Genomic DNA, 25781 nt, shown 5'->3' with positions numbered 1-25781 from the left:
CGCGCCCTGTCCTCATATGAGGACGTGCGAGAGGGACGGGACGGCTTCCCAGCGGCCGGCCGAAACGGCGAAGAGCGCCACCGCACCCGGCAGTTCGAGGCGTTCGTGGCCGGGGCGGCGGGGCGGCTGCTGCACGCCGCCACGCTCCTCACCGCCGAGACCCCGGCCCGTAACCCGCGCGCCCAGGCCCTGTTGACCGCCTCCCTCGCACACACCTACGCGCACTGGGGCCGGCTGCGCGGAGAGGACCCGTACGACCTCACCCGCGCCGGCCTCGTGGCCCGCTTCGCCCGCGCCGCCTGGCGGCACCACCGCGGTGGCGGCGGCGTCCTCGCCGCCCTCACTCCGCAGGAACGTCTCGTCGTGGTGCTGCGGCTGTACGAGGGCGTCGCCGAGGAACAGACCGCGGCCCTGCTCGGACTGCCCGAGGAACGGGTCCGGGCCGTCTGCGCCCGCTCCGTCGTCGCGCTGCGCACCGGCCCGGCGCGAGGACCGGGCCCGACCGGGACGAGGGCCGCCTCATGACCGTCGCATGACCCGGCACGAGCACCGGGAGGACGAAGTACGGCGGATGCTCGAGGCCCCGCACCCCCGGGTCCCCCGCGACCTGGCCGCGCGGGCCGTCGAGCGCGGAACCCGCCTGCTCCACCGGGACCGGGCGGTGCGCCGCGCCCTGTGGGTGCTGCTGGGCGTCGCCGTGATCGCCTTCGCCGTCTGGGCCTCGGTGGCCGAGCCGTGGAGGGCACCGCCCGTGACGACCCCGCCCCTCGAAGGCTGGTGAGATCGGGCATAGCCTGGAAAGAGCGGTACGCAGTCCGAGCCCAGGAGGTCGTGATGGCCAGGAAAGTCGCCGACTGCCGCAAGACTCCCAGCGTCATGAACTGCACGCTCACCATCATCGGTGAGGAGGAGGAAGTCGTCCGGGCCGCCACCGAGCACGCCGTCTCCGTGCACAGCCACCAGGACAGCCCGGAACTGCGCGCGATGGTCCGCGATTCGCTGGAGGACGAGAAGGTCCCCGCCTGACCGCGGACCGGGCGCCCTCGTCGGGCGCCCGGCCGGACCCGGTTCCTCGGGGATGTACCCGGGCCCCGGGAGACGTCCTAGCCCAGCGCCTGGCGCAGGTCCGCCAGCAGGTCGTCGACGTTCTCGATGCCCACCGACAGCCGCACCAGGTCCCCCGGAACCTCCAGGGCCGACCCGGCGACGCTCGCGTGCGTCATCCGGCCCGGGTGCTCGATCAGCGACTCGACCCCGCCCAGGGACTCGCCCAGGGTGAACAGCCGGGCGCGGTCGCAGACGGCCACGGCCGCCTCCTCGCCGCCCGTCACCTGGAACGAGATCATCCCGCCGAACGCCTTCATCTGCTTGGCGGCGATGTCGTGACCCGGGTGGTCCGGAAGGCCCGGGTAGAGCACCTTCGTGACCTTCGGGTGCTGGGTCAGCATCTCGGCGATCTTCTCGGCGTTCTCGCTGTGCCGGTCCATCCGGACGGCGAGCGTCTTGATGCCGCGCAGCACGATCCACGAGTCGAACGGGCCGGCCACCGCGCCCATCGCGTTCTGGTGGTACGCCAGCTCCTCGCCGAGCGCCTCGTCGGCCGTCACCAGCGCACCGCCGACGACGTCGGAGTGCCCGCCCATGTACTTGGTCAGCGAGTGCACGACGACGTCCGCGCCCAGGGCCAGCGGCTGCTGGAGGTAGGGGGAGGCGAAGGTGTTGTCGACGACCAGCTTCGCGCCGGCCGTGCGGGCCACGTCCGCGACCGCCGCGATGTCGGTGATGCCGAGCAGCGGGTTGGACGGCGTCTCGACCCAGATCACCTTCGTACGGTCGTTGACCGCGTCCCGCACCGAGGCGAGGTCGGAGGTGTCGGCGACGGAGAAGTCGACGCCCCAGCGCTGGACGACCTTGGCGAAGAGCCGGAACGTGCCGCCGTAGGCGTCGTTCGGGATGACCACGTGGTCACCGGGGGCCAGCAGCGTGCGCAGCAGGCAGTCCTCGGCGGCGAGGCCGGAGGCGAACGCGAGCCCGCGGCGGCCGCCCTCCAGCGCCGCAAGGTTCTCCTCGAGCGCGGTACGCGTGGGGTTGGCGCTGCGGCTGTACTCGTAACCGCCGCGGAGCCCACCCACGCCGTCCTGCTTGTAGGTGGACACCTGGTAGATGGGCGGGACGACCGCGCCGGTCAGCGGGTCGGCGGTGTTGCCCGCGTGGATCGCGCGGGTCTCGAAGCTCTGATGAGAGTGCTGGTCGCTCATGGTCAGGAGCGTAGTCCCGAGACCGGCCGCGCGCCGCCCACTGTCCCCGGCGGTGTCCCCCGGGCGCCCGGCCGGCGCCCCCGGGCCGTACGGGACAATGGGCGCATGGAGATTCTCTGGTTCCTGCTCGCGATGGGGCTGCTCTTCGCGGTCGTCGCTCCGCTGGTACGGCGCCGCCGCGGCGACGTCGGCATCCACCAGGTGGCACCCGGGTCGCCCGACGCCGCCGATCCGGAGGCGTACGGCTTCCTGCGCCAGGAGGAGCAGGACGTGCGGATGCCCGGCCCCGACCGCGACCTGCTCGACGTCCTCGACGTGGTGCAGGCGACCCAGGACTGGCGGGCGGCCGCGCAGCTGCTGGCCGGCACGGAGAAGGAGGGCGAGGTCCGCTGGCAGCGCGTCCAGGCGTTCGCGGGCGCGGCCTCCCTGGAACTCCAGCAGCGGCCCGGGGTGGGCGGCGCGTGGCTGCGCGCCTGGCGGGCGGACGCGCCGAAGGACCCGGGCGGGGCGGCCGTGCACGCCGAGTTCCTGGTGCAGCAGGCGTGGCGCTCGTCGGCGGCCGGCACCGACGACTTCCGGATCATCCTCGAAGAGGCCCGCAAGGTGACCGAGGAGGCGGCGCTGCTGGCCCCCGGCGACCCCGTCCCGTACATCACGCAGCTCGCCGTCGCGCGCGGCCTCGGCTACGGCCACGAGGAGTTCGACCAGGTCTGGGCGAGGATCATCGACCGGGCGCCGCAGCACATGGGCGCCCACCTGGCCGCCCTGCACTACTGGTGCGAGAAGTGGCACGGCTCGCGCGAGGACGCCGACCGTTTCGCGACGGCGGCCGCGGCCCGCGCCCCGCGGGGCTCGCTGCTCGCCGCGCTGCCGCTGTTCGCCGTGTACGAGCACCTGCCCGAGGTGGTCATGGTGCAGGACTTCTACGGCTCGGCGGTCGTGAGCAAGGCGATGGAGGGCGCGCTGTACGCGGTCCACTCGGCCCGTCCCGACGACCCGATGCTCGCGCACGTCCGCCATCTGCTGGTCCTCTTCCTCGTCCGCGCGGAGCGCTGGGCCGAGGCGATGCACCAGCTGGTGCACGTGGACGGTCACGTCGGCGCGCTGCCGTGGACGCTGAACGGCGACCCGGCGGCGGAGTACACGGTCTACCGGAACCTGGCGGTGGCGGGGTACGAGGCGAACGGCGGCAGCCCGGCGACGCTGCCCCATTAGGGAGTGTCCGGAAGGTCTCGCCCGGGTCGCGACTCCCTGGGGCACGCGACGGCGGTGGCGGCCGGGCGATCGGGAATCCCTTCCGGCTGCCGGGCGTTGTGCTAACGCCCACCGTCGAGGAGATGCCGCATGTTCCTGTCACGCACCCCCGTCCTCCCCACCCCCGAGCAGGCGCTCAAGGGCCGCCCGGAGCCCGAGTTCGCCGTGCCGGAGCGCCACACGGTCCTCGGCAACCCGCTGCTCGGGCCGTACCCCGAAGGGCTCGAGGTCGCGGACTTCGGTCTCGGCTGTTTCTGGGGGGCCGAGCGCAAGTTCTGGCAGACCGAGGGCGTCTGGACGACGCTCGTCGGCTACCAGGGCGGCCACACACCGAACCCGGCGTACGAAGAGGTGTGCTCGGGCCTCACCGGCCACACGGAGGCCGTCCGGGTCGTCTTCGACCCGGCGGTCGTCCCGTACGAGCGTCTGCTCAAGCTCTTCTGGGAGTCGCACGACCCGACCCAGGGCTTCCGCCAGGGCAACGACGTCGGCACCCAGTACCGCTCGGCGGTCTACACCCACTCCCCCGAGCAGGCCGAGGCCGCGGAGGCCTCCCGTGTCTCGTACCAGCGGGTCCTGACCGGCTCCGGTCACGGCACGATCACCACCGAGATCCTCCCCGCCGAGGGCCGTACCTTCTTCCCGGCGGAGGGGTACCACCAGCAGTACCTCGACAAGAACCCGGGCGGCTACTGCGGCATCGGCGGCACGGGCGTCTCCTGCCCGATCGGCGTGGCGCAGGCGGAGTGACCTCGGCCCTTCGGTCCGGGCGCCCGCGCGAGGGCGCCCGGAGCGAGGGCCGGCGCCCAGATGCCCGGACCAGGGGTGCCCCGGTCCGGGCCGAACGACCGCGCACGGTCCTCAATTCGGATGCGCCGTCGCGGAGCCCGGCCCTAGACTCCCGCCCATGGGTTCGTACTACTTCTTTCTCTGATTCCGGCCGCGGACACGGCTCGACCCGCTGACGGCGTCTCGCGACGCGGCAGTGGCGGTCGCCGGTGTCCCCTTCCCCACCGGCCCGGAAGAACCCACCTCCCAGGGAAAGAACCATGCGCGACCGCGCCCACCTCACGCTTCGTCACGTCTCCAAGTCCTACGGGGACCGCTCCGTCCTCGACCAGGTGTCCCTCACCGTCCGTCCCGGCGAGAAGGCCGCCGTCATCGGCGAGAACGGCGCCGGGAAGTCCACGCTGCTGCGACTGATCGCCGGGGCCGAGGCCCCCGACTCCGGCGAAGTGGCCGTCCGCTTCCCCGGCGGCACCGCCCGCCTCGCCCAGACGCTCGCCGAGACCTTCGGCGTCGGCCCCGGGCGGACCGTGCGGGACACCGTCGACGCCGCGCTCGCGGACCTCCGCGCGATGGAACGGGAACTGCGGTCCGCCGAGGAGACGCTCGGCTCCGCCACCCCCGAGCAGCTCTCCGCCTACGGCGAGCTGCTGACCCGTTTCGAGGAGCGCGGCGGCTACCAGGCCGACGCCCGCGTCGACGCCGCCCTGCACGGCCTCGGCCTCGCCCACGTCACGTACGACCGCCGGATCGGCACCCTCTCCGGCGGGGAGCAGTCACGGCTCGCGCTCGCCTGCGTGCTCGCCTCGGGCGCCGAGCTGCTGCTGCTCGACGAGCCGACGAACCACCTCGACCGGGCCGCCGCCGACTGGCTGAAGGAGCGGCTGCGGGCCCATCGCGGCACGGTGGTGGCGGTCACCCACGACCGGGCGTTCCTGGAGGGGATGGCGACCACGATCCTGGAGGTCGACCGGGACACCCGGGCGGTGACGCGGTACGGCGACGGCTGGTCCGGTTACCGGGCCGCGAAGGCCGCGGCCCGCCGCCGCTGGGAGCGGGAGCACGAGGAGTGGCGGGATGAACTGGCGCGTACGGAGGAGTTGGCGACCGCGGCGGGCCGGCGGCTCGCCGGCTCCGGCAAGGACCCGGGGCAGGGCTTCGGCAAACACCGCCGCTCGCACGAGAACAAGCTGTCGGGCCAGGTCAGAGCGGCCCGGCAGCGGCTCGAACAGCTCCGCCGGCAGCCGGTCCCCGCTCCGCCGGAGCCCCTGCGGTTCACGGCGAGGCTCGCCACGGCCGCACCCCACGCACCGGAGCCGGCCGACGACGGCGTGCTCGCCGAGCTCGCCGATGTCGTGGTCGGCGACCGGCTGCGGCTGGACGGCCTGCGGATCTCGGCCGGGGACCGGCTGCTCGTCTCGGGGCCGAACGGCGCCGGCAAGACGACCCTGCTGCGGGTCCTCGCCGGGGACCTGCGGCCCGACAGCGGCAGCGTCAGCCGGCCGGCCCACGTCGGCTATCTGCCGCAGGAGCTGCCCGCCGTGGCGACCCGCGAGCCGCTCCTCACGGCGTACGCGGCGGGCCGGCCCGGCCTGCCGGAGGAGTACGCGGCCGAGATGCTCGCCCTGGGCCTCTTCCGTGAGGAGGACCTGACCGTGCCGGTGGCCGCGCTGTCGGTGGGCCAGCGGCGCCGTCTGGAGCTGGCCCGTCTGGTGGCCCGCCCGGCCGATCTGCTCGTCCTGGACGAGCCGACCAACCACGTGGCGCTCTCTCTGGTGGAGGACCTGGAGACGGCACTCACGGCGTTCGAAGGCGCCGTGGTCGCGGTCTCGCACGACCCCCGCTTCCGCGCCGGGTTCGGCGGCGCGCGTCTCGACCTGCGCTCAGGCCGTGCCGTGGTCTGACGCGGCGCGCAGGCGCGCGGCGGTCTGCGCCGGGTCGTAGCCGGGGGGCACTCCGTCGATGAGCAGGATGTCGCCGGGGATGTGCCGGGCGCGCAGCGGGATCAGCTCCTGGTAGGCGGCGGAGTCGTACCAGCGGCGGGCGTGTTCCATCGACGGGAAGCCGACGAGGACGAGGTCGCCGGGCCACTCGCCCTCCTTGACCTCGCGCTCGGTGGCCCCGTGGACGAGGAAGCTGCCGCCGAAGGGGTCGAGGGTGGCCTGGATGCGCTCGATGTAGTCCAGGACCTCCTCGTGAGGGGCGGACTGGGGCCGGAGGTTCGCCATCGCGTATGCGGTCATGTCGTCAGCATGCCGGGGCATGACGTCCGGGGTCGATGACCCCGGACGTCATGCCCCGGCGCGGGCTCGTGTCCCCCGTGCGCCGCCCGCCGGGGCCCGGACACCCGGACCCGGAGGGCCGTCCGCGGTCAGATCGTCGACGCGTCGATCACGAAGCGGTAGCGCACGTCACTGGCGAGCACCCGCTCGTACGCCTCGTTGATCTGGTCGGCCCGGATGAGTTCGATCTCCGCGCCCAGGCCGTGCTCGGCGCAGAAGTCGAGCATCTCCTGCGTCTCGGCGATGCCGCCGATCATCGAGCCGGCCAGCGTCTTGCGGCCGCCGATGAGCGAGAACAGGTTGAGCGCGATCGGCTCCTCGGGGGCGCCGACGTTGACCAGGGCGCCGTCCGTCTTGAGCAGGCTCAGGTAGGCGCCGAAGTCGATCGGGGCCGAGACGGTGGAGACGATCAGGTCGAAGGAGCCGGCGAGCTCGGTGAAGGTCTCCGGGTCGCTGGTGGCGTAGTAGTGGTCGGCGCCCAGCTTGAGGCCGTCCTCGCGCTTCTTCAGCGACTGGCTGAGCACGGTCACCTCGGCGCCGAGAGCGTGGGCGATCTTGACGCCCATGTGGCCCAGGCCGCCGAGGCCGACGACGGCGACCTTCTTGCCGGGGCCGGCCTTCCAGTGGGCGAGCGGCGAGTAGAGGGTGATGCCGGCGCAGAGCAGCGGGGCGGCCTCGTCGAGGGCGATGCCCTCGGGGATGCGCAGGGTGTAGTTCTCGTCGACGACGATGTGGGTGGAGTAGCCGCCGTAGGTCGGCTCCCCGCTCTTGTCGAGGGCGTTGTACGTGCCGACCATCCCGCCGCCCGTGCAGTACTGCTCCAGGCCCTGGAGGCAGTACTCGCACTCCCGGCAGGAGTCGACGAAGCAGCCGACGCCGACGCGGTCGCCGGCCTTGTGCCGGGTGACCCCGGAGCCGACCTCGGTGACGATTCCGGCGATCTCGTGGCCCGGCACCATCGGGAAGATGCCCTCACCCCAGCCGTCACGGGCCTGGTGGATGTCGGAGTGGCAGATACCGGCGTACTTGATCTCGATGAGGACGTCGTGCTCGCCGACCGGTCGGCGCGGCACGGTGGTGCGCTCCAGCGGGGCGTTGGCGGCGGGTGCGGCGTAAGCGGAAACGTTCGTGGTCATGATGACCAGCCTGCCCGAACCCGCGGAAGGTACCCAGGCCCCTGTTCTGCCTACGTCCACCGTGCCTACCACTGGCAGGGACAGGAACACCCGTCCGTCCGGGCGGGCGACCTGGGATAATCGGGACGCATGGATCTCAGTGCCGAACTCAGCGAATTCCTGCGCTCGCGCCGGGCCCGGCTGAAGCCGGAGGACGTGGGCCTGCCGGAGTTCGGGCGCCATCGCCGGGTGCCGGGCCTGCGCCGGGAGGAGCTGGCGCAGCTGGCCGGGGTGTCGGTCGCCTACTACACCCGCCTGGAACAGGGCAACGGCCGCAACGTGTCCATGGAGGTGCTGGACGCGATCGCGCGGGCTCTGCGGCTGAGCGACACCGAGCGGGCGCATCTGACGCACCTGGCGAAGCCGACGGCGAAGAAGAAGCAGCACCGGGCGGCGATCGCCCGGCCGCAGCAGGTGCGGCCGGGTCTGCTGCACCTGCTGGACTCGATGGACGGCGTCCCGGCCTTCGTCATCGGCCGGCGCCTCGACATCCTCGCCTGGAACCGGATGGCCCGGGCGCTGCTCGGCGACTTCTCGGCGATGGAGCCGGAGGAGCGCAACATGGCCCGGCTGGTCTTCCTCGGGCCCAACTCGCGCGATCTCTACCTGGACTGGGAGTGCAAGGCGACCGAGGTGGTGAGCGTGCTGCGGCTGTACGCGGGCTGCTACCCGGACGATCCGGCGCTGCTGGCGCTGGTCGGCGAGCTGTCGGTACGGAGCGAGGAGTTCCGGTCGCTGTGGGCGGCACACACCGTCGCGGACAAGGGGCACGGGACGAAGCGGCTGCGGCATCCGCTGGTAGGCGAGATGACGCTGGCGTACGAGAGTCTGAAGGTGGCCGGCGGGGATCCGGACCTGGTCCTCGTGACGTACCACGCGGAGCCGGGGTCGGCTTCGGCGGACGCGCTGGGGCTGCTCGCGCAGTGGGGCGTGGAGGAGGTCGTCCGGTGACGCGAGGGCGGGACCGCAGCGGGTGGGCGACGGCGCCTCTCCGGGTGCACGACCGCGGGTGACACGGCGGCGGGGCCCCCCCCCGGGGGGGGGGGGCCCGCCGCCGTCGTACGCGTACCGGGGTCAGACCGCCGAGCCGGCCTTCCACGCCGACCAGCTCAGGTTCCAGCCGTTGAGGCCGTTGTCGGGGGCGATCGTCTTGTCCTTGGAGTTCTTGACGATGACGACGTCGCCGACGAGGGAGTGGTCGTAGAGCCAGGCGGCCGTCTGGTTCGGGTCGCCGGCGCCCTTGACGTCGTTCAGGCCCACGCAGCCGTGGCTGGTGTTGGAGTTGCCGAAGATCGAGTCCGGACCCCAGTAGTTGCCGTGGATGAACGTGCCGGACGTGGAGAGCCGCATGGCGTGCGGGACGTCCTTGATGTCGTATTCGCCCTTGCCGTCGTCGTCCGTGAAGCCGACGGTGGCGCCGTTCATCCGGGTCTCCTTGAACTTCTCGGAGATCACCATCTCACCGTTGTAGGTGGGGTTCTCCGGGGAGCCGGCGGAGATCGGGATGGTCTTGATGGTGCGACCGTCCTGCGTGACCTTCATCGTCTTGGTGGCGACGTCGACGGTGGAGACCTGGTTGCGGCCGATCTTGAAGGTCACGGTCTTCTGCTGGACGCCGAAGACTCCCTGGGCACCCTCGACGCCGTCGAGCTCCAGCTTCAGGGTGACGGTCGAGCCCTCGGCCCAGTAGTCCTCGGGACGGAAGTCCAGGCGCTGGGAGTTGAACCAGTGGCCGACGACCTCCTGGCCACTGCTGGAGGTCACCGTGATGCCGCTCTGGACGGCCTTCTTGTCGGTGATCGCCTTGTTGAAGTTGATCGAGACGGGCATGCCCACGCCGACGGTCGAGCCGTCCTCGGGGGTGAAGCTGCCGATGAAGCTGTTGGCCTGGGAGACGGTGGTGAAGGAGGAGTTCTCGTGCGCCTCCAGGCCGTCCGCGTCCTTCGCCGAGGCGGCGATCTTGTAGACGGTGGCCCGCTTCAGCTGCTCGGTGGGCGCCCAGCTCTTGCCGTCGGCGGCGATCTCGCCCTTGACGCTCGCGCCGTCGGCCGTGGTCATGGTGACCTCGGTCAGCGTGCCGTCGGTGACGGTGACCTTCGCGTCCTTGTTGATCGACGCGTTGTCGGCACCGTTCTTGGGCGAGATGGATATCTGGGCCTTGGACGTCTTCTGTGCCGCGGCCTCGTCGACCTGGGCCTGTGAGTTCGGCGTCGGCGAGCCGGCGCTGCCCTTGTCCCCGTCGCTGCACGCCGAGAGCACCAATACGCCGCCCAGCACCGCGGCCGCGGCCGCCAGGCCCTTGCGGCGGTGCTTGCCGTCCGTCATCACACGCTTCTCCATCGTCGCCTAATTCCCTGCAAACACTGCTACGAACATCCATGACACCCCGCCCGGTTCCGGAACCGGAGCGTTTGTGGGGAACAACACTGATCGACACGCTGCCGCGGGCCGACCGGTTCCCGTACACGCGAAAGCCCCGGCGGACGTCGCACCGGAGGGCGCCGAGCCGGGGCTTCCCGCGGGGGCGGCAGCGCCGCGTGTCCCGCTACACCCGTTCCTCGTCGTCCGCCTCGTCGGCGTCGTCCGCCTCGTCTTCCTCGTCCGTGTCCGACCCATCTTCCTCGTCGAGGTCCCACTCCTGTGCGTCGGGGTCGTAGTCGACCTCCTCGCTGCTCCAGGAGGCCTGGACGAGCTCGACCCCGGGAACCGTGCTGACCAGGTCGAACGGCTCGACGAGATAGGCGAGCGCCTCGGCGCTGTCCTCCTGGACGGACGAGCGGGCGTGCGCGCGCTCGTCCTCGGGCATGAACTCGTCGGTGTCGATCCGGCCGACGGCCGCCTCGGTCAGCTCCTCGGGGCCGTCGATCTCCAGGACGACCTCCACCCGAAGTCGTACGTAACGTGATGTCTCGGAAGCACTCATACGACCGAGCGTAGGCTCCACCGGCCCTCGGCTTTCCCGCGACCCGCTGTGTTCATTAGCATCGGCCCCACACACCAATTCGCGGTTGCCGCAAGGGGGATCGAAATCTGTGTCCGTCGCACGCCGCCCGCTGCTGACCGCCACCGCCGCCGGGACACTGTTGTGCGCCCTGTGGTTCGTTCCCTCCGCGAACGCCACGGACGAGGAACGTCCGGCGGACGGCTCGCGCACCTCGGTGACCCAGGACGACGGTGAGGCCGGTGAGCCCGATGGGGCGCGCCTGGCCGAGACCGGCACGCTGGACACGACGCCGTACGTGATCGGCGGCACGGGCTTCCTCGCGGTCGGCGCGGGTTTCGTGGCGCTGGCGATGAGACGCGGCGGCCGGGCCTCCTGAGCCCCGCGGGGCCTTCGAAGCACGCCTGGGGCGAAGACGCGCAAGAGCCGCCCCGTCGCGGGGCGGCCCTTCCGTCGTGCGCGGCCGGTCAGGCGAGCGGACCGGTGACCTTCTCGACGGCCGCGACGAGCTTGCCCTCGCGGACGAAGGCGTCGGCGGCCTCCAGGTCGGGGGCGAGGAAGCGGTCGGGGCCGGGGCCCTGGACGCCGGCGGCGCGCAGGGCGTCGATGGCGGCCCGGGAGGCGGGGGCCGGGGTCAGGCCGTGGCGGAGTTCGATGCCGCGGGTGGCGGCGTAGAGCTCGACGGCGATGATCCGGTTGAGGTTGCCGATCGCGGTGCGCAGCTTGCGGGCGGCGGACCAGCCCATGGAGACGTGGTCCTCCTGCATCGCGGAGGACGGGATGGAGTCGGCGGAGGCCGGGACGGCCAGCCGCTTCATCTCGCTGACCAGGGCGGCCTGGGTGTACTGGGCGATCATGAGGCCCGAGTCGACGCCCGCGTCGTGGGCGAGGAACGGCGGCAGCCCGTGGGACCGGTTCTTGTCGAGGAGCCGGTCGGTGCGGCGCTCGGCGATGGAGCCGAGGTCCGCCGCGGCGATGGCGAGGAAGTCGAGGACGTACGCGACGGGGGCGCCGTGGAAGTTGCCGTTGGAGGCCACCCGGCCGTCGGGCAGCACCACCGGGTTGTCGACGGCGGCGGCCAGCTCGCGTTCGGCGACCAGTCGCGCGTGGGCCATCGTGTCGCGGCCGGCCCCGGCGACCTGCGGGGCGCAGCGCACGGAGTACGCGTCCTGCACGCGCGGGGCCTCGTCGGCCTGGAAGTGACCGGTGAGGCCGGAGCCCGCGAGCACGGCGAGCATGTTGGCGGCGGAGGCGCCCTGGCCGGGGTGGGGGCGGATGGCGTGCAGCTCGGGGGCGAGGACCTTCTCGGTGCCGAGGAGGGCTTCGAGGGAGAGGGCCGCGGTGATGTCCGCCGAGGTGTAGAGGGTGTCGAGGTCGGCGAGGGCCATGATCAGCATGCCGAGCATGCCGTCGGTGCCGTTGAGGAGGGCGAGGCCCTCCTTCTCGCGGAGCTCGACGGGCTGGATGCCGGCCTCGGCGAGCAGCTCGCCCGCGGGCCGCACCGTCCCGTCGGGGCCCTCCGCGTCACCCTCGCCCATCAGCGTGAGCGCGCAGTGCGAGAGCGGGGCGAGGTCGCCGGAGCAACCGAGGGAGCCGTACTCGTGCACGACCGGGGTGATGCCGGCGTTGAGGACGTCCGCCATCGTCTGCGCCACCTCGGGGCGGACCCCGGTGTGCCCGGAGGCGACGGTCTTCAGCCGCAGGAACATCAGCGCGCGCACGACCTCGCGCTCGACGCGCGGGCCCATGCCGGCGGCGTGCGAGCGGACGATGTTGCGCTGGAGCTGGGCGCGGAGCTCCTGGCTGATGTGCCGGGTGGCCAGCGCGCCGAAGCCGGTGGAGACGCCGTACACGGGCTCGGGCTTGGCGGCGAGCGCGTCGACGATGGTCCGGGCCGCGGCGAGCGCCTCCACGGCCTCGGCCGACAGCTCGACGCGGGCGTCGTGGCGGGCGACGTCGATCACGTCCTGCGCGGTGGTGCCGAACGGACCAAGGACGACAGAGTGCATATCCATATTCAGCAGCCTACGGATTGAATCCCGACGTGTCACTAGTCGAACGTGTCACGACTCAGTTGCCTCGCGGACCCTTACACGGACCGTGCGCGACCCCCTGTACGGACCCTCACACGGGCGGGGCGTCGCGGAAGCGACGGCGGTCGCGGGCACCGGGCGGGGCGTCCGCGAGCGCGATGACCGTGCCGTCGCGCCCGGCGACCACCGGCTTGGCCGAGCGCGCCGCCTTCGCCTGGTACTGCGCCGCGTCCGCGAGCCGGAAGAGACGGCGCGCCGACTTCAGCGGGCCGATCGGGTCGCCGGTGGAGGCGACCCCGCAGGCCACCCCCTCGCCGAGCTCCAGCTCCCCGGCCCGGACGCACAGTTCGTCCGCGACGCCCACCACCTCGTCGGCCGTCGGACCCACCGACAGGAGGCAGAACTCGTCCCCGCCCAGGCGGGCCGAGAGCGCGCCCGGGAGCATCGCCCCGCAGCGCGAGAGCACCGAGCCGAACCGTTCCAGCAGGCGGTCGCCTACCGCGTGGCCGTGGGTGTCGTTCACCCGCTTGAGGCCGTTCAGGTCGCACACCACGAGGCTCACCACGGAGCCGTCCGCGCGGTACCGCTCGACGGCCTCGTCCAGCCGGGTGTCGACCGCCCGCCGGTTGGCCAGCCCGGTCAGCGGGTCGGTGAAGGCCAGCTTCCGCACCTCCTCCAGGCGCTCCGCCTGGGCGATGCCCGCCGCCACCACGGCGGCGACGACCGCGGCGTAGTCGGCGTCGTCGCGGTCGAAGGCCGGCCCCCCGGCCCGCCGCGCCACGTACAGCTCGCCCCAGGCCCGGCCGTGCAGCACCACGGGCGCGACCACGCAGCAGCCGCGGCCCCGCCGGCGCAGACCGGCGACCCGGCCGGTCACGACGTGGTCCTCCGCCGTCTCCACCCAGGCGTCCGGCGCGGCGCCACCCGCCCACTGCTCGTGCAGGAACTCGGTGATCTCCGGGAACTGGTGGACGGGGTAGGTCTCGGCGTCGGGGAACTCCTCCTCCCCCAGCGCCCGGTCCCCCGCGTTCACCAGCACCTTCAGCCGGCCGTGGTCGCGTTCCCAGACGGACAGCGCGGCGAAGCTGCCACCGAGGGCGTCGCGGGCGCCGAGCGCCGCCGCCCGCCAGAACTCCCGCGGTGTGTGCGCCGCCGCCATCGCCTGCGCCAGCGCCACCACGGCCCGCAGCCGCACGTCCTCTCCCATTTCTACAGCTTAGGGAGTTTTCAACCTTTTTTACTTGTGGAGCATCACAGAAAGTCACATAACGGATGAAAGCGGACTTTTCTCATACGGTTCTCACTCGCCCGGCCACTGCGGCTTCCGCTTCTCGTTGAACGCCGCCACACCCTCCGCACGGTCGCCGGAGAACGCCACGGACCGCCAGGCCGCGTCCTCGACCTCCAGGCCCGCCCGCAGGTCGAGGCCCTGCCCGAGCCGCATCGCGCGCTTGGCCGCGCGCAGGCCGACCGGGGAGTTCGCCGCGATCCGTCCCGCGAGCTCCAGCGCGGCCGTCCGGGCGTCGTCCTCCAGCAGGTCGACGAGGCCCAGCTCGCGGGCCTCGACGGCCTCCACCCGGCGCGCGGTGAAGACCAGCTCGGCGGCGCGGGCGGCGCCCACCCGGCGCGGCAGGAGCTGCGTGCCGCCGCCGCCGGGGATCACTCCCACGGAGACCTCGGGCAGACCGACCACGGCCGTCGCGTCGGCCACGATCACGTCGCAGGCGAGCGCCAGCTCGAACCCGCCGCCGAGTGCGAAGCCGTGCACGGCGGCGACGGTCGGCATCGGCAGTTCGAGGACGCCGGTGTAGGCGCCGCGCGCGGTCGGCCGCTGGCGCACCAGCTCGGCGTCGGTGAAGGAGTTGCGCTCCTTGAGGTCGGCGCCGACGCAGAACGCCCGGTCGTTGGACGAGGTCAGCACCGTCACCCGCACCGACGTGTCGGCGGCGAGCGCGTCGCAGGCGGCGCCGAGGGAGCGGGCCATCTCGGAGGAGACGGCGTTCATCGCCTTGGGCCGGTCGAGGACGAGCTCGGCGACGTGCCCGTCCTTCCGGACCACGACGAACTCACCAAAACGCTGCTCGGACTGGACCGACATGACCGCACACCCTCCCGGTTAACGACTGTTCACCGGGATCCTAGGGGGTGCCCGCCCGATCGGTCCGGCCGCCCGCGAGATCGGTCCGGGGCGCCCGCGGGACGGGCCCTGTCGTCCGGCGGAATCCGGACGACTGGGGCCCGCGGTATCCGGACGGCAGGGGCCCTCACGAGGGGCGGCGGGTCAGGTGCCAGGGCTCCACGACGCCCAGGCCGCGCACGGGGCGCTGCCACATCGGCTGGAGCGCGAAGCGGTACGTCGGGGCCGCCTCGCCCTCCTTCTCCGCGCGGGCGGCCTCCTCCGCCGCCTGGGTCTCCGAGACGGGCGCCTCCCCGGTCCGGGTCAGCTCCTCGGCGAGCGCCCCGTCCACCAGGACGGTGTCCTTGGGGGCTATCGAGGTGAGCCGGCTGGCCAGGTTCACGGTCGTGCCGAAGACGTCGCCCATCCGGGTCGTCACCGTGCCGAAGGCGATGCCCACGCGCAGGGCGGGCATCGTCTCGTCCTGGCCGAGCGTCTCGATGAGCCGGAGCGCGATCTCGGCGGCGGTCCCCGCGTCGTCCGCCGCGTAGAGGACCTCGTCGCCGAGCGTCTTGATCAGCCGGCCGCCGTGCGCGGCGACCAGGTCGGCGCACGTCGTCTCGAAGGCTTCGACCAGCTCGCCCAGCTCCTCCTCCTCGAGGCGGCGGGTGAGCCGGGTGAAGCCGACGAGGTCCGCGAAGCCGACGGCCAGGCGTCGGTCGACCATCTCCTCGTCGTCACCGGCCTGGACGACCCGGCCGGTGGCGGCGGCGAGCTGGCGGCGCCAGACGTAGATCAGGAACTCCTCCAGCTCGGGCAGGAGCAGCTCGACCAGGGGGTACGTGACCTCGGTGCGGGTCATTCCCGGCTCGGGCGGCTCGGTGAGGCCCTCCAGGAAGGAATCGATCTGCCATTCGGCCAACCGGGCGGTGGTCTGCCCGGTGGAGCGCGCGACCTGCACGGCCATCGGCTCGCTCAGCAGCCCGGCCTCGACCAGACCGGCCAGGCGCCGCAGGGCCAGGACGTCGGCCTCGGTGAGCGCCTTGGCCTGCCCGATGTCGGCGAAGCCCATGGCGCGCCAGAAGCGGGAGGCGAGCTCCATGGAGACACCGGCGGTGCGGGCGGCCTGGAAGGGGGTGTAGCGGCGCTCGGCCCCGAGGATGAGCTGTTCGAGGCGGATGGCCAGGGGGTTGTCGGTCGGCTCGGCCGTGTGGTCGACGACATGGTGGGGGGTGGGGTACGTGGCCGGCTCGTCCCCGCCCGCGTTCTCGTCGTCGACGGTCACCGGCCGCCTCCTGCCCGTTCCCTGCCCACTGCCCTGCCGATCTGTCGCCTGGATCGCGCTCCACGATACGACAGGTGTGTGCCAGCTCACGCCGTAACCGTGCCCGCGACCCGCGTCGTCGCGTCACGGCGGCCGCCGGACGCCGGCCCGGACGGGGCGGGTGCCCCGGCGGCGCCGGACCACCGTCGCCCCGGTGCGTGTCCGGAAAGTCCCCCCCTGGGCCGCGCCTCCGGGCGGACTTCGACGCTTTCCGGCCGCCGCCTAGTCCTCGGCGCGCATGTGGACGATGTCGCCCGCCGAGACCGCCTCCGTGCCTCCGCCCTCCGTCGCGACCACCAGACGGCCGTCACCGTCCAGGGCCACCGCCTCGCCCTCCAGCATCCGCTCGCCCGGCAGCTCGGCCCGCACCCGGCGGCCGAGCGTCGCGCAGCCAGCCGCGTACGCCTCCTGCAGGCCGGAGAGCTCGGGGTCGCCGTCCGCCCGCACCCACGCCCCGTACCACTGGTCCATCGAGCGCAGCACGGCCCGCAGCAGCGTGTCGCGGTCGGTCGAGACGGCGTTCGCGAGGAGCAGCGAACCGGCCGCCGGGACCGGCAGCTCCTCCTCACGCAGGGTGACGTTGACGCCGAGTCCGAGGACGACCCCGTCCTCGCCGGCCCGCTCGGCGAGGATGCCGCCCGTCTTGCGTTCCTCGCCTCCGACCGAAACCAGGAGGTCGTTGGGCCACTTGAGGGACAGGTCCACGCCGGCGGCCTTCGCGAGACCGGTCGCCGCGGCCACACCCGTCAGCAGCGGCAGCCAGCCCCAGCGGTGCACCGGCACGTCGGGCTTGAGCAGCACGGACACGAAGAGTCCGGACCGCGCCGGTGCGACCCAGCTGCGGTCGAGGCGGCCGCGTCCCGCGGTCTGCTCCTCGGCGACCAGCACCGCCCCCTCGGGCAGGTCACCGGCGCGGGAGGCGAGGTCGGAGTTGGTGGATCCGGTCGTGGGGACCACGTCGAGGGAGGTCCACAGTCCGTCGGGGAGCAGGAGCGCGCGGCGCAGCGCGGCGGCGTTGAGCGGGGGCCGGTCCAGGTCGGACCAGGGCCCTCCTGAGCCATGAGAGGACGTCATGCAAGGCAGCCTAGGTGTGGCAAACACCGCAGTGCCGAACCGTATCGGCGTCGATACCCTACGGATCAGTAGGCCAGTAATAGCCCATTGGTAGTCAATGAACCCCCGTGACCAGGCAGGGAGCCGCATCCCGATGTCCGAGTCGGTAGAGCCACAAGAGATCGACATTCACACGACCGCGGGCAAGATCGCGGATCTGAAGCGCCGTATTGACGAGGCGACGCATGCCGGCTCCGAACGTGCCGTCGAGAAGCAGCACGCGAAGGGGAAGCTGACCGCGCGCGAGCGGATCGAGCTGTTGCTCGACGAGGACTCGTTCGTGGAGCTGGACGAGCTGGCCCGGCACCGGTCGACCAACTTCGGCCTGGAGAAGAACCGCCCGTACGGTGACGGTGTCGTCACCGGGTACGGCACGGTGGACGGCCGCCCGGTCGCGGTCTTCTCGCAGGACTTCACGGTCTTCGGCGGCGCCCTTGGCGAGACCTTCGGGCAGAAGATCATCAAGGTGATGGACTTCGCCCTGAAGACCGGCTGCCCGGTCATCGGCATCAACGACTCCGGGGGCGCCCGCATCCAGGAGGGTGTCAACGCGCTCGGCATGTACGGCGAGATCTTCCGCCGCAACACGCACGCCTCGGGTGTCATCCCGCAGATCTCGCTGGTCGTCGGCCCGTGCGCGGGCGGCGCGGTGTACTCCCCCGCGATCACCGACTTCACGGTGATGGTGGACCAGACCTCGCACATGTTCATCACCGGCCCCGACGTCATCAAGACGGTGACGGGCGAGGACGTCGGCTTCGAGGAGCTGGGCGGCGCCCGGACGCACAACACCACCTCGGGTGTCGCGCACCACATGGCGGGTGACGAGAAGGACGCGATCGAGTACGTCAAGTCCCTCCTGTCGTACCTCCCGTCGAACAACCTCTCCGAGCCGCCGGCCTTCCCCGAGGTCGCCGAGACCGAGGTGAACGACGAGGACCGCGAGCTGGACGTCCTGATCCCGGACTCCGCGAACCAGCCGTACGACATGCACCAGGTCATCGAGCACGTGGTGGACGACGGCGAGTTCCTGGAGACGCAGGCGCTGTTCGCGCCGAACATCCTCACCGGCTTCGGCCGCGTCGAGGGGTTCCCGGTCGGCATCGTCGCCAACCAGCCGATGCAGTTCGCCGGCTGCCTGGACATCAACGCGTCCGAGAAGGCCGCGCGGTTCGTCCGTACCTGCGACGCCTTCAACATCCCCGTGATCACCTTCGTGGACGTGCCGGGCTTCCTGCCGGGCGTGGACCAGGAGTACGGCGGCATCATCCGCCGGGGCGCCAAGCTGATCTACGCGTACGCCGAGGCGACGGTCCCGCTGATCACGGTGATCACCCGCAAGGCCTTCGGCGGCGCGTACGACGTCATGGGCTCCAAGCACCTGGGCGCCGACCTCAACCTCGCCTGGCCCACCGCGCAGATCGCGGTGATGGGCGCGCAGGGCGCGGTGAACATCCTGCACCGCAGGACGATCGCGGCGGCCGATGACCAGGAGGCGGAGCGGGCGCGGCTGATCCAGGAGTACGAGGACACGCTGCTCAACCCGTACACGGCGGCGGAGCGCGGGTACATCGACGGCGTGATCCTGCCGTCGGACACCCGCCCCCAGATCGTGAAGGGCCTGCGTCAGCTGCGGACGAAGCGGGAATCCCTGCCTCCGAAGAAGCACGGCAACATCCCCCTGTAAGGAGCCGCTGTGATCAAGGTCGTTCGAGGCAATCCGACCCCCGAGGAGCTGGCCGCCGCACTGGCGGTGGTCCAGGCCCGGGCCGCGGCGTCGGCGGCGGCGTCCGCCGCCGAGGGCGGCCCGGGGGTTCCCGAGGGCTGGGCCGATCCTTCGCGGATCGCCCGCGGGGTACGGCACCGGCCGGGGCCGCGCTCGTGGGCGCGCTCCTACTGGCCCGTCTGACGCGTACGCGCACGCAAGGCCGGACCTCTTGTGCGGGAGGTCCGGCCTTTCGCGTGTCCGGCGACGGGCGCCGCCGGGACCCGGGGGATCGGCAGGTCACCTTGAGGGAGTGTCCGACACGACCTCGGGGAGGCGACGGTCAGACGAGGGGGGCGACGGCCTCGGCCATCAGGCGGTAGCCGGCGTCGTTCGGGTGCAGGCGGTCCGTGTGGGCGTAGACGGGGTTCAGCGCCCGCGCGTCCTCCGGGTCGGCGAGGAGCCGGGCGAAGTCGACCACCGCGTCGAACTCGCCCGAGGTGCGGATCCAGTGGTCGACCTCGGCGCCGGTCCGCTCGGCGGTCGGGCCCCAGTGGCTGGTGCCCTTGAAGGGCAGCAGCGTCGAGCCGACGATCCGCACGCCCCGGTCGTGCGCCGCGTCGATCAACGTCCGGTAGGCGGCGATGAGTTCGGCGGACGTGACGACGGGCGAGGGCTTGTAGGTGGGGTGGGGGTCGGCCTTCAGCGCGGCCTCGCTGTAGCCGATGTCGTTGAGCCCCTGGAGGAGGACGACGGTCCCGACGCCGGGCTGGTCGAGCGCGTCGCGGCGGAAGCGGGCGGTGGCGCGTTCGCCGTACCAGGCGGAGTCGTTGAGGACGAGGTTGCCGCCGATGCCGGAGTTCACCACGGGCCGGTCGAGGCGTTCGGCGAGGGCGTCGGAGTAGCGGCGGTCGGTGTTCGGGGTGGATCCGAAGCCGTCCGTGAGGGAGTCGCCGAAGAGGACCACCGCGCCCTTCCGGGGCGGGGCTCCGCCGCTCACCTCGACCCCGCTGAGGTAGTACCAGGACGCGGTGCGGGCGGTGAACGCCCGGCCGCTCACGTCGGCGCGGTGGTCGCCCTCGGCGCGGTAGGTGTCGGTCCATGCCTGGGAGTGGAAGGTGGCCGGCCCGGTCGTCCCCGCGAGGTGGAGCGTGACGGTGACGGACTCCAGCCGGCGCAGACCGAGGGCGGCGGCGTCGCTGCGCAGTTCGCCGTGGGCGGGGACGGTCACCGACCGCCTGCCGCCGAAGGTGAGGTGGCGGACCGAGCCGGGCTCGACCGACGCGCCCGTGTCGGTGCGGGCGAGGGTGGCGCCGGTGACGACGAGCGGCGAGGTGCCGTACGCGTTGGAGAGCCGGATGCGAGCGTGGTCACCGTCCTCGGTGACGCGGACGACCTGCCGGACGGTCTGGCGGGAGAAGCCCTCCTGCGACCAGTTGGGGGTGAAGCCGGTGGCGGGGGCCTGCGGAGCGGCGCCCCAGGCGGCCCGCCACACGGGGGTGCGGCCGGGGCGGGCGTCGGCCGGGGGGCCGGAGAGGAGGGTGAGACCGAGGGCGGCGGCGAGCACGGGGGTGAGCAGTTTCTTCATGACACGACCCTTCCGAGGCGTTAACGGGAACGCAGTTCCGTTAAGATGGAGGGACCGTAGCAGACTCGGAGGCGCTAATGGAACAGCAGACCCATTTGGACGGCGACGGTGCGGGAGACGGCACGCCGGGCACGGTCCGCCCCGGCGGCCGTACGGCCAAGGTGCGCGCGGCCGTCCTGGCCGCGACGGAGGACGCGCTGGCAGACGCCGGCTTCCACGCGCTGAACATGGACCACATCGCCGTGAGCGCGGGGGTGGGCAAGACGACCGTCTACCGCCGCTGGGGCTCCCCCGTCGGCCTCGTAGCCGACCTCCTGCGGGACATGGCCGACCGGTCCCTGCCCGCCTCCGACACCGGCAGCCTCGCCGGTGACCTGCGGGCCAACGCCGCCCTCGTACGCCACACCCTCACCGACGCGCGGATGGGCGCCGTCTTCCGCGCCGTCATCGCCGCCGCGGCCTGCGACCAGGAGTGCGCCGCCGCCCTGCACGGCTTCTACCGGGCCCGCCTGGAGGAATGGGCCCCGGTCGTGGAGCGGGCCGCGGCCCGCGGCGAGGTCCCGGCGGACACGGACGGCCTCGAACTGCTCCGGGCGGTCTCGGCCCCGCTCTACTACCGCTTCATGATCACGCGCGAGCCGCTGGCGGCGGAGGACGCCGAACGCGCGGTGGCGGCGGCCCTGACCGCGGCCGGTGGCGGGGTGTTCACCCGGCGGTGAGTAGTCCGTCGGCACCGGGGTTCCTGAGTACGGGTACTCAGGCGCGCCGGCCGTCCCGGCCGCAGGATCGAGGGCATGCTCTGGTCGGACCCGAAGGACGAGCCCCCCAAGGAGATGCGCGACATGCAGGCGATGCTGCGTCGCGCGTCCATCCTGCTGGCTCTGGCGATGCTGGTGGCGATGCTCGCGGCGGGCCTGCACTGACGCCCACGGCCCCTCCCCGGGGAGCGGCGACGGGGGGCCGGGGCCCGGGGGCCGAGAGGCACGCGACGGGCCGCGCACGCCCGGGCGAGCCGGCGGACCGGCCAAGGACTGTCCGATCCACCGGGGTTGACGGGACAGCCCTTAGGGTTGCCCCATGACTGCTGATCGCCGCCGTGTCGTGCTCGCCTCCGCCTCCCCCGCCCGGCTCGGACTGCTCCGGCAGGCCGGACTCGCCCCCGAGGTCATCGTGAGCGGCGTCGACGAGGACAAGATGCACGCCCCGACCCCGGCCGAACTCGCGCTCGCCCTCGCCGAGGCGAAGGCCGCGCACGTGGCCGCCCGCCCCGAGGCGAGCGGCGCACTCGTCATCGGCTGCGACTCCGTCCTGGAACTCGACAAGCAGGCGCTGGGCAAGCCCGCCGACGCCGCGGAGGCCACGGCGCGCTGGAAGGCCATGCGGGGCCGGGTGGGCATCCTCCAGACGGGCCACTGCGTCTACGACACGGCGGCCAAGCGCTACGAGTCGGCGACCGCCTCCACCGTGGTCCGCTTCGGCGAGCCGACGGACGAGGAGATCGCCGCGTACGTGGCGAGCGGCGAGCCCCTCCACGTGGCGGGGGCGTTCACCCTCGACGGCCGTTCGGCGCCGTTCATCGACGGCATCGACGGCGACCCCGGGAACGTGATCGGCCTTTCCCTGCCGCTGCTGCGCACACTGCTCGGCAAGCTGGGGGTCTCGATCACCGACCTGTGGACCTGAGGGCCCGCGGTACGGCCCCGTCGCGCGGCGCGCGGACCCGCGCCGGCCGGCGGTAGCTCCGGCCTCCGCCCCGGCGCTGTTTCCGGCCTTGGTTCCGGCCTCCGCCCCGGCCTTGGTTCCGGCCTTCGGGGACGGCCGTCACCCGAAAGGCGTCACGCGACCGCCGGAGCCCCTTCGGGGGCTTCTTCGCCGGTCTTGCCGTACGCCACCAGGGTGAGGACGACGAGTCCGAGCACCACGGACATGAACGCGAAGGCCCCCCAGCCGATCAGACCCACCGTCACCGCCGCGAGAAGGCCGTGCACCACCGCGCAGCCGATCAGGAGGGCGCGGCCCGCCCGCCCAGGACGGCGGTCGCGGATGCCCGCCAGCGCGGCCACCAGGGCGCACAGCCCCAGGAGGATGCCGGAGACGATGCCGAGCACCCAGGTGCCCGTGACCATCGCGCCCGGGTCGAGGCCGTCGAGCGACATCGACTGGATCTCCACGAACCTCGCCATCACGGCGTTGAGGACGACGATGCCCGGTGCCTCCAGGAGGAGCACCGCCGCCGTCACGAGCGCTATCGGTCTGCGGGCCACGCGGGCCACCCCCTGAGTACGGCTGTTACCTGGAGTACGGACGACAGCGCGAAGGCTACTGACTGGTAAACCTTCGGACAAGGGTCCGCGCAGCCGGACCCGACCGCAAAGAATCATTGAGCCGTTCGTAGGGACTCCACAAAGAAACCCGCCCGGCGACTGGCCGCCGGAACAGAGACCTGCGCCACACCTCGGAGCTACTGTGCCGTCAAGGAACCCTGCGTACCGTGGTGCGACAAGGGATTTCACGACCCGAGCGGGCCTCGTATCACGCTCCGTGTGGGCAAGCTCACCACTGGGGACGGGTCGAAAGGCCGTGTCGGCAGTCCCTAAACTCAGCTTGTTTCAAGGAGGGAGCCATCGTGCGCAAGGTGCTCATCGCCAACCGTGGCGAAATCGCTGTCCGCGTCGCCAGGGCGTGCCGGGACGCCGGGATCGCGAGCGTAGCCGTCTACGCCGATCCGGACCGGGACGCTCTGCACGTCCGCGCGGCCGACGAGGCGTTCGCTCTGGGCGGTGACACCCCGGCCGCCAGTTATCTCGACATGGCCAAGGTGCTGCAGGCGGCCAAGGACTCCGGGGCGGACGCGATCCACCCCGGCTACGGCTTCCTTTCCGAGAACGCCGAATTCGCCCAGGCCGTGCTCGACGCGGGTCTGACCTGGATCGGCCCGCCGCCGCAGGCCATCCGCGACCTCGGCGACAAGGTCGCCGCCCGGCACATCGCGCAGCGTGCCGGCGCCCCGCTGGTCGCGGGCACCCCCGACCCGGTCGCCGACGCGGACGAGGTCGTCGCCTTCGCCCGCGAGCACGGTCTGCCGATCGCGATCAAGGCCGCCTTCGGCGGTGGCGGCCGCGGCCTGAAGGTCGCCCGCACCCTCGAGGAAGTCCCCGAGCTGTACGACTCCGCCGTCCGTGAGGCGGTGGCCGCCTTCGGCCGCGGCGAGTGCTTCGTCGAGCGCTACCTCGACAAGCCCCGGCACGTCGAGACCCAGTGCCTGGCCGACTCCCACGGCAACGTCGTCGTCGTCTCGACCCGCGACTGCTCCCTCCAGCGGCGCCACCAGAAGCTCGTGGAGGAGGCCCCCGCCCCGTTCCTGACCGAGGAGCAGAACGCGGAGCTGTACGCGGCGTCGAAGGCGATCCTGAAGGAGGCCGGCTACGTCGGCGCCGGCACGGTGGAGTTCCTCGTCGGCACCGACGGCACGATCTCCTTCCTGGAGGTCAACACCCGTCTCCAGGTCGAACACCCCGTCACCGAAGAGGTCACCGGGATCGACCTCGTGCGGGAGATGTTCCGCATCGCCGACGGCGAGGCCCTGGGCTACGACGATCCGCCGATGCGCGGTCACTCGTTCGAGTTCCGGATCAACGGCGAGGACCCCGGCCGCAACTTCCTGCCCGCCCCCGGCACCGTCACCGTCTTCAACCCGCCCACCGGTCCCGGTGTCCGTCTGGACGCCGGTGTCGAGTCCGGCTCGGTGATCGGCCCGGCGTGGGACTCGCTGCTCGCCAAGCTGATCGTCACGGGCGCCACCCGGGAGCAGGCCCTGCAGCGCGCGGCCCGCGCGCTGGCCGAGTTCACGGTCGAGGGCATGGCCACCGCCATCCCGTTCCACCAGGCCGTGGTGGTCGACCCCGCGTTCACCAGCGACCCGTTCCGCGTCCACACCCGGTGGATCGAGACGGAGTTCGTCAACGAGATCAAGCCGTTCGCTCCCGCCGGCGCCGACGCCGAAGAGGACGAGTCCGGCCGCGAGACGATCGTCGTCGAGGTCGGCGGCAAGCGCCTCGAGGTCTCCCTGCCGTCCTCCCTGGGTATGACGCTGGCCCGCACGGGTCTGGCCGCCGGTGCCAAGCCGAAGCGCCGCGCCGCGAAGAAGTCGGGCCCGACCGCTTCCGGCGACACCCTCGCCTCCCCGATGCAGGGCACCATCGTCAAGGTGGCCGTCGAGGAGGGCCAGGAGGTCAAGGAGGGCGACCTGATCGTCGTCCTGGAGGCCATGAAGATGGAGCAGCCCCTCAACGCCCACCGCTCGGGCACCGTCAAGGGACTCTCCGCCGAGGTCGGCGCCTCCGTCACCTCCGGCGCCCCCATCTGCGAGATCAAGGACTGACCGGGTCGCACAGGTACCGTACGAAGGGCCCGCGGGCGCACGCCGCCCGCGGGCCCTTCGTCGACGTGAACGGGCGGACGCGCACGTGCGGTCGTCAACCGGCGGTCGTCAACCGGCGGTCGTCAACCGGCGGTCGTGAACGGCCCGAAGGGAACGGCCGAAGAAAACGGTCCGGAGGATACGGGGCCGACGGGGTACGCCTCGACGGGATACGGCCCGACGGGGCGCGGCTGGACGGAACCGGGGGAGGACACATGCGGGCCGACGCGCGCCGCAATCACGAGCGGCTGCTGGGCGAGGCCCGCGCCGCCTTCGCCGAGCGCGGCACGGACGCCTCCCTGGAGGAGGTGGCCCGCCGCGCCGGAGTCGGCATCGGCACCCTCTACCGGCACTTCCCGAGCCGTGACGCCCTGGTGAACGCGGTCTTCCAGGAGGCGCTGGCCACGCTCGTCCAGCGCTCGCGCGACCTCGCCGAGGCGGAGGACCCGTGCCGGGCGCTCGGGGAGTGGCTGCGCGCCCTCATCACCCATGCGGGTGAGTACCGCGGCCTCGCGCGGGCGCTCATGTCGGCTTCGTACGACGAGAGTTCGGCGCTCGCGCAGTGCAGCGTCCCCTTGCGGACGGCGGGAGAGCGCCTGCTCGACCGGGCTCGGCGCGCGGGTTCGGTCCGCGACGACGTGTCGATCGGCGATCTGATGCAGCTCACCAAGGCGATCGCCCTGGCCGCCGAACAGTCCCCCGACGACGAGGGCCTGGCGGACCGCCTGCTCACCCTGACCCTGCGGGGCCTCGAACGGTGACCCGGGTGCCGGCGAGGTCCCCCTC

The 25781-nt window shown here is 72.6% G+C and carries 27 protein-coding genes; 15 read left to right on the top strand and 12 right to left on the bottom strand.

The features are described 5' to 3' along the window. Window positions 1-24: 24 nt before the first annotated feature. From ACZ68P_RS25600 to ACZ68P_RS25590, 3 genes are read left to right on the top strand one after another with little or no spacing between them, the layout of a single operon-like run. Window positions 25-525 (top strand): sigma factor-like helix-turn-helix DNA-binding protein, encoded by a 501-nt coding sequence (locus ACZ68P_RS25600; protein ID WP_471010013.1) that lies wholly within the window; start codon window positions 25-27, stop codon window positions 523-525. A gap of 7 nt (window positions 526-532) precedes the next feature. Beyond that, window positions 533-781 (top strand): hypothetical protein, encoded by a 249-nt coding sequence (locus ACZ68P_RS25595; RefSeq protein WP_471010010.1) that lies wholly within the window; start codon window positions 533-535, stop codon window positions 779-781. A 53-nt stretch (window positions 782-834) separates the two neighbouring features. Then, complete coding sequence (locus ACZ68P_RS25590; RefSeq protein ID WP_471010008.1) at window positions 835-1026, top strand: DUF1059 domain-containing protein; 192 nt, start codon at window positions 835-837, stop codon at window positions 1024-1026. A 77-nt stretch (window positions 1027-1103) separates the two neighbouring features. On the opposite strand, the gene ACZ68P_RS25585 is transcribed toward ACZ68P_RS25590, so the two are convergent. Beyond that, window positions 1104-2258 carry a cystathionine gamma-synthase gene (locus ACZ68P_RS25585; protein ID WP_471010005.1) on the bottom strand — a complete coding sequence of 385 codons (1155 nt, stop codon included), beginning with the start codon at window positions 2256-2258 and terminating at the stop codon, window positions 1104-1106. 105 nt (window positions 2259-2363) lie between these two features. Here ACZ68P_RS25585 and ACZ68P_RS25580 point away from each other — a divergent pair, with 105 nt between their 5' ends. From ACZ68P_RS25580 to abc-f, 3 genes are all read left to right on the top strand, one after another. After that, entirely contained in the window at window positions 2364-3473 is a 1110-nt protein-coding gene (locus tag ACZ68P_RS25580) for a hypothetical protein (protein WP_365714282.1), read from the top strand. Window positions 3474-3602: 129 nt separating this feature from the next. Further along, on the top strand, window positions 3603-4262 hold the full coding sequence (gene msrA, locus ACZ68P_RS25575) for a peptide-methionine (S)-S-oxide reductase MsrA (RefSeq protein ID WP_471010003.1): 660 nt from the start codon (window positions 3603-3605) through the stop codon (window positions 4260-4262). Window positions 4263-4561: 299 nt separating this feature from the next. After that, entirely contained in the window at window positions 4562-6202 is a 1641-nt protein-coding gene (gene abc-f / locus ACZ68P_RS25570) for a ribosomal protection-like ABC-F family protein (protein WP_471010001.1), read from the top strand. On the opposite strand, the gene ACZ68P_RS25565 is transcribed toward abc-f, so the two are convergent. Then, window positions 6182-6541 (bottom strand): DUF1330 domain-containing protein, encoded by a 360-nt coding sequence (locus ACZ68P_RS25565; RefSeq protein ID WP_471009999.1) that lies wholly within the window; start codon window positions 6539-6541, stop codon window positions 6182-6184. The genes abc-f and ACZ68P_RS25565 overlap by 21 nt on opposite strands. A 128-nt stretch (window positions 6542-6669) precedes the next feature. Continuing rightward, window positions 6670-7716, bottom strand: a complete 1047-nt coding sequence (locus ACZ68P_RS25560; protein WP_471009997.1) for an NAD(P)-dependent alcohol dehydrogenase — start codon at window positions 7714-7716, stop codon at window positions 6670-6672. 129 nt (window positions 7717-7845) lie between these two features. On the opposite strand from ACZ68P_RS25560, the gene ACZ68P_RS25555 reads away from it, so the two are divergent. Next, window positions 7846-8706: a helix-turn-helix domain-containing protein gene (locus ACZ68P_RS25555; protein ID WP_471009994.1), complete on the top strand. Its 861-nt coding sequence runs from the start codon at window positions 7846-7848 to the stop codon at window positions 8704-8706. Between the two features lie 123 nt (window positions 8707-8829). Here ACZ68P_RS25555 and ACZ68P_RS25550 read toward each other — a convergent pair whose 3' ends face one another. Beyond that, a complete protein-coding gene (locus tag ACZ68P_RS25550) occupies window positions 8830-10095 on the bottom strand; it encodes a L,D-transpeptidase (protein WP_471009992.1) in 1266 nt (421 codons plus the stop codon). A 205-nt stretch (window positions 10096-10300) separates the two neighbouring features. After that, window positions 10301-10678: a hypothetical protein gene (locus tag ACZ68P_RS25545; protein ID WP_471009989.1), complete on the bottom strand. Its 378-nt coding sequence runs from the start codon at window positions 10676-10678 to the stop codon at window positions 10301-10303. Window positions 10679-10787: 109 nt separating this feature from the next. Between ACZ68P_RS25545 and ACZ68P_RS25540 the strand changes: the two genes are divergently transcribed. After that, entirely contained in the window at window positions 10788-11075 is a 288-nt protein-coding gene (locus tag ACZ68P_RS25540) for a hypothetical protein (RefSeq protein ID WP_471009986.1), read from the top strand. 88 nt (window positions 11076-11163) lie between these two features. Here the strand turns inward: ACZ68P_RS25540 and hutH are convergent, their stop codons facing one another. The 5 genes from hutH to ACZ68P_RS25515 form a co-directional block, all read right to left on the bottom strand. Next, on the bottom strand, window positions 11164-12705 hold the full coding sequence (gene hutH / locus ACZ68P_RS25535; RefSeq protein ID WP_471010172.1) for a histidine ammonia-lyase: 1542 nt from the start codon (window positions 12703-12705) through the stop codon (window positions 11164-11166). Window positions 12706-12820: 115 nt separating this feature from the next. After that, window positions 12821-13936 carry a GGDEF domain-containing protein gene (locus ACZ68P_RS25530; protein ID WP_471009983.1) on the bottom strand — a complete coding sequence of 372 codons (1116 nt, stop codon included), beginning with the start codon at window positions 13934-13936 and terminating at the stop codon, window positions 12821-12823. A 93-nt stretch (window positions 13937-14029) separates the two neighbouring features. Further along, window positions 14030-14827 carry an enoyl-CoA hydratase/isomerase family protein gene (locus tag ACZ68P_RS25525; RefSeq protein ID WP_471009980.1) on the bottom strand — a complete coding sequence of 266 codons (798 nt, stop codon included), beginning with the start codon at window positions 14825-14827 and terminating at the stop codon, window positions 14030-14032. A 166-nt stretch (window positions 14828-14993) separates the two neighbouring features. Next, on the bottom strand, window positions 14994-16130 hold the full coding sequence (locus ACZ68P_RS25520) for an adenylate/guanylate cyclase domain-containing protein (RefSeq protein WP_471009979.1): 1137 nt from the start codon (window positions 16128-16130) through the stop codon (window positions 14994-14996). Between the two features lie 261 nt (window positions 16131-16391). Then, the gene (locus ACZ68P_RS25515) at window positions 16392-17243 is read right to left on the bottom strand and encodes a biotin--[acetyl-CoA-carboxylase] ligase (protein ID WP_471009977.1); all 852 of its coding nucleotides are present in this window, start codon (window positions 17241-17243) and stop codon (window positions 16392-16394) included. 133 nt (window positions 17244-17376) lie between these two features. Here ACZ68P_RS25515 and ACZ68P_RS25510 point away from each other — a divergent pair, with 133 nt between their 5' ends. Next, a complete protein-coding gene (locus ACZ68P_RS25510; RefSeq protein ID WP_471009974.1) occupies window positions 17377-18969 on the top strand; it encodes an acyl-CoA carboxylase subunit beta in 1593 nt (530 codons plus the stop codon). 9 nt (window positions 18970-18978) lie between these two features. Further along, complete coding sequence (locus ACZ68P_RS25505; RefSeq protein WP_365714269.1) at window positions 18979-19191, top strand: acyl-CoA carboxylase epsilon subunit; 213 nt, start codon at window positions 18979-18981, stop codon at window positions 19189-19191. 139 nt (window positions 19192-19330) lie between these two features. Here the strand turns inward: ACZ68P_RS25505 and ACZ68P_RS25500 are convergent, their stop codons facing one another. After that, window positions 19331-20575, bottom strand: a complete 1245-nt coding sequence (locus tag ACZ68P_RS25500) for an SGNH/GDSL hydrolase family protein (RefSeq protein ID WP_471009972.1) — start codon at window positions 20573-20575, stop codon at window positions 19331-19333. A 77-nt stretch (window positions 20576-20652) separates the two neighbouring features. Between ACZ68P_RS25500 and ACZ68P_RS25495 the strand changes: the two genes are divergently transcribed. The 3 genes from ACZ68P_RS25495 to ACZ68P_RS25485 all read left to right on the top strand — a co-directional run bounded on the left by ACZ68P_RS25495 (window position 20653) and on the right by ACZ68P_RS25485 (window position 22258). Continuing rightward, a complete protein-coding gene (locus ACZ68P_RS25495) occupies window positions 20653-21294 on the top strand; it encodes a TetR/AcrR family transcriptional regulator (RefSeq protein WP_471009969.1) in 642 nt (213 codons plus the stop codon). Window positions 21295-21369: 75 nt separating this feature from the next. After that, entirely contained in the window at window positions 21370-21498 is a 129-nt protein-coding gene (mmpB, locus tag ACZ68P_RS25490) for a morphogenic membrane protein MmpB (protein ID WP_365714266.1), read from the top strand. A 154-nt stretch (window positions 21499-21652) separates the two neighbouring features. Further along, window positions 21653-22258, top strand: coding sequence for a nucleoside triphosphate pyrophosphatase (locus ACZ68P_RS25485; RefSeq protein WP_471009966.1), 606 nt, complete (start codon window positions 21653-21655; stop codon window positions 22256-22258). Window positions 22259-22410: 152 nt separating this feature from the next. Here ACZ68P_RS25485 and ACZ68P_RS25480 read toward each other — a convergent pair whose 3' ends face one another. Further along, window positions 22411-22839 carry a hypothetical protein gene (locus tag ACZ68P_RS25480; RefSeq protein ID WP_471009964.1) on the bottom strand — a complete coding sequence of 143 codons (429 nt, stop codon included), beginning with the start codon at window positions 22837-22839 and terminating at the stop codon, window positions 22411-22413. A 362-nt stretch (window positions 22840-23201) separates the two neighbouring features. Between ACZ68P_RS25480 and ACZ68P_RS25475 the strand changes: the two genes are divergently transcribed. Both ACZ68P_RS25475 and ACZ68P_RS25470 read left to right on the top strand, forming a co-directional pair. Next, entirely contained in the window at window positions 23202-24956 is a 1755-nt protein-coding gene (locus ACZ68P_RS25475; RefSeq protein ID WP_365714263.1) for an acetyl/propionyl/methylcrotonyl-CoA carboxylase subunit alpha, read from the top strand. 254 nt (window positions 24957-25210) lie between these two features. Further along, the gene (locus tag ACZ68P_RS25470; RefSeq protein ID WP_471009960.1) at window positions 25211-25756 is read left to right on the top strand and encodes a TetR/AcrR family transcriptional regulator; all 546 of its coding nucleotides are present in this window, start codon (window positions 25211-25213) and stop codon (window positions 25754-25756) included. Window positions 25757-25781: the final 25 nt, after the last annotated feature.

The sequence above is a fragment of the Streptomyces sp. NPDC036822 genome (assembly GCF_055609145.1).
The sequence above is the reverse complement of the archived record's forward strand: the minus strand, read 5'-3'. Positions and strand labels throughout refer to the sequence as shown.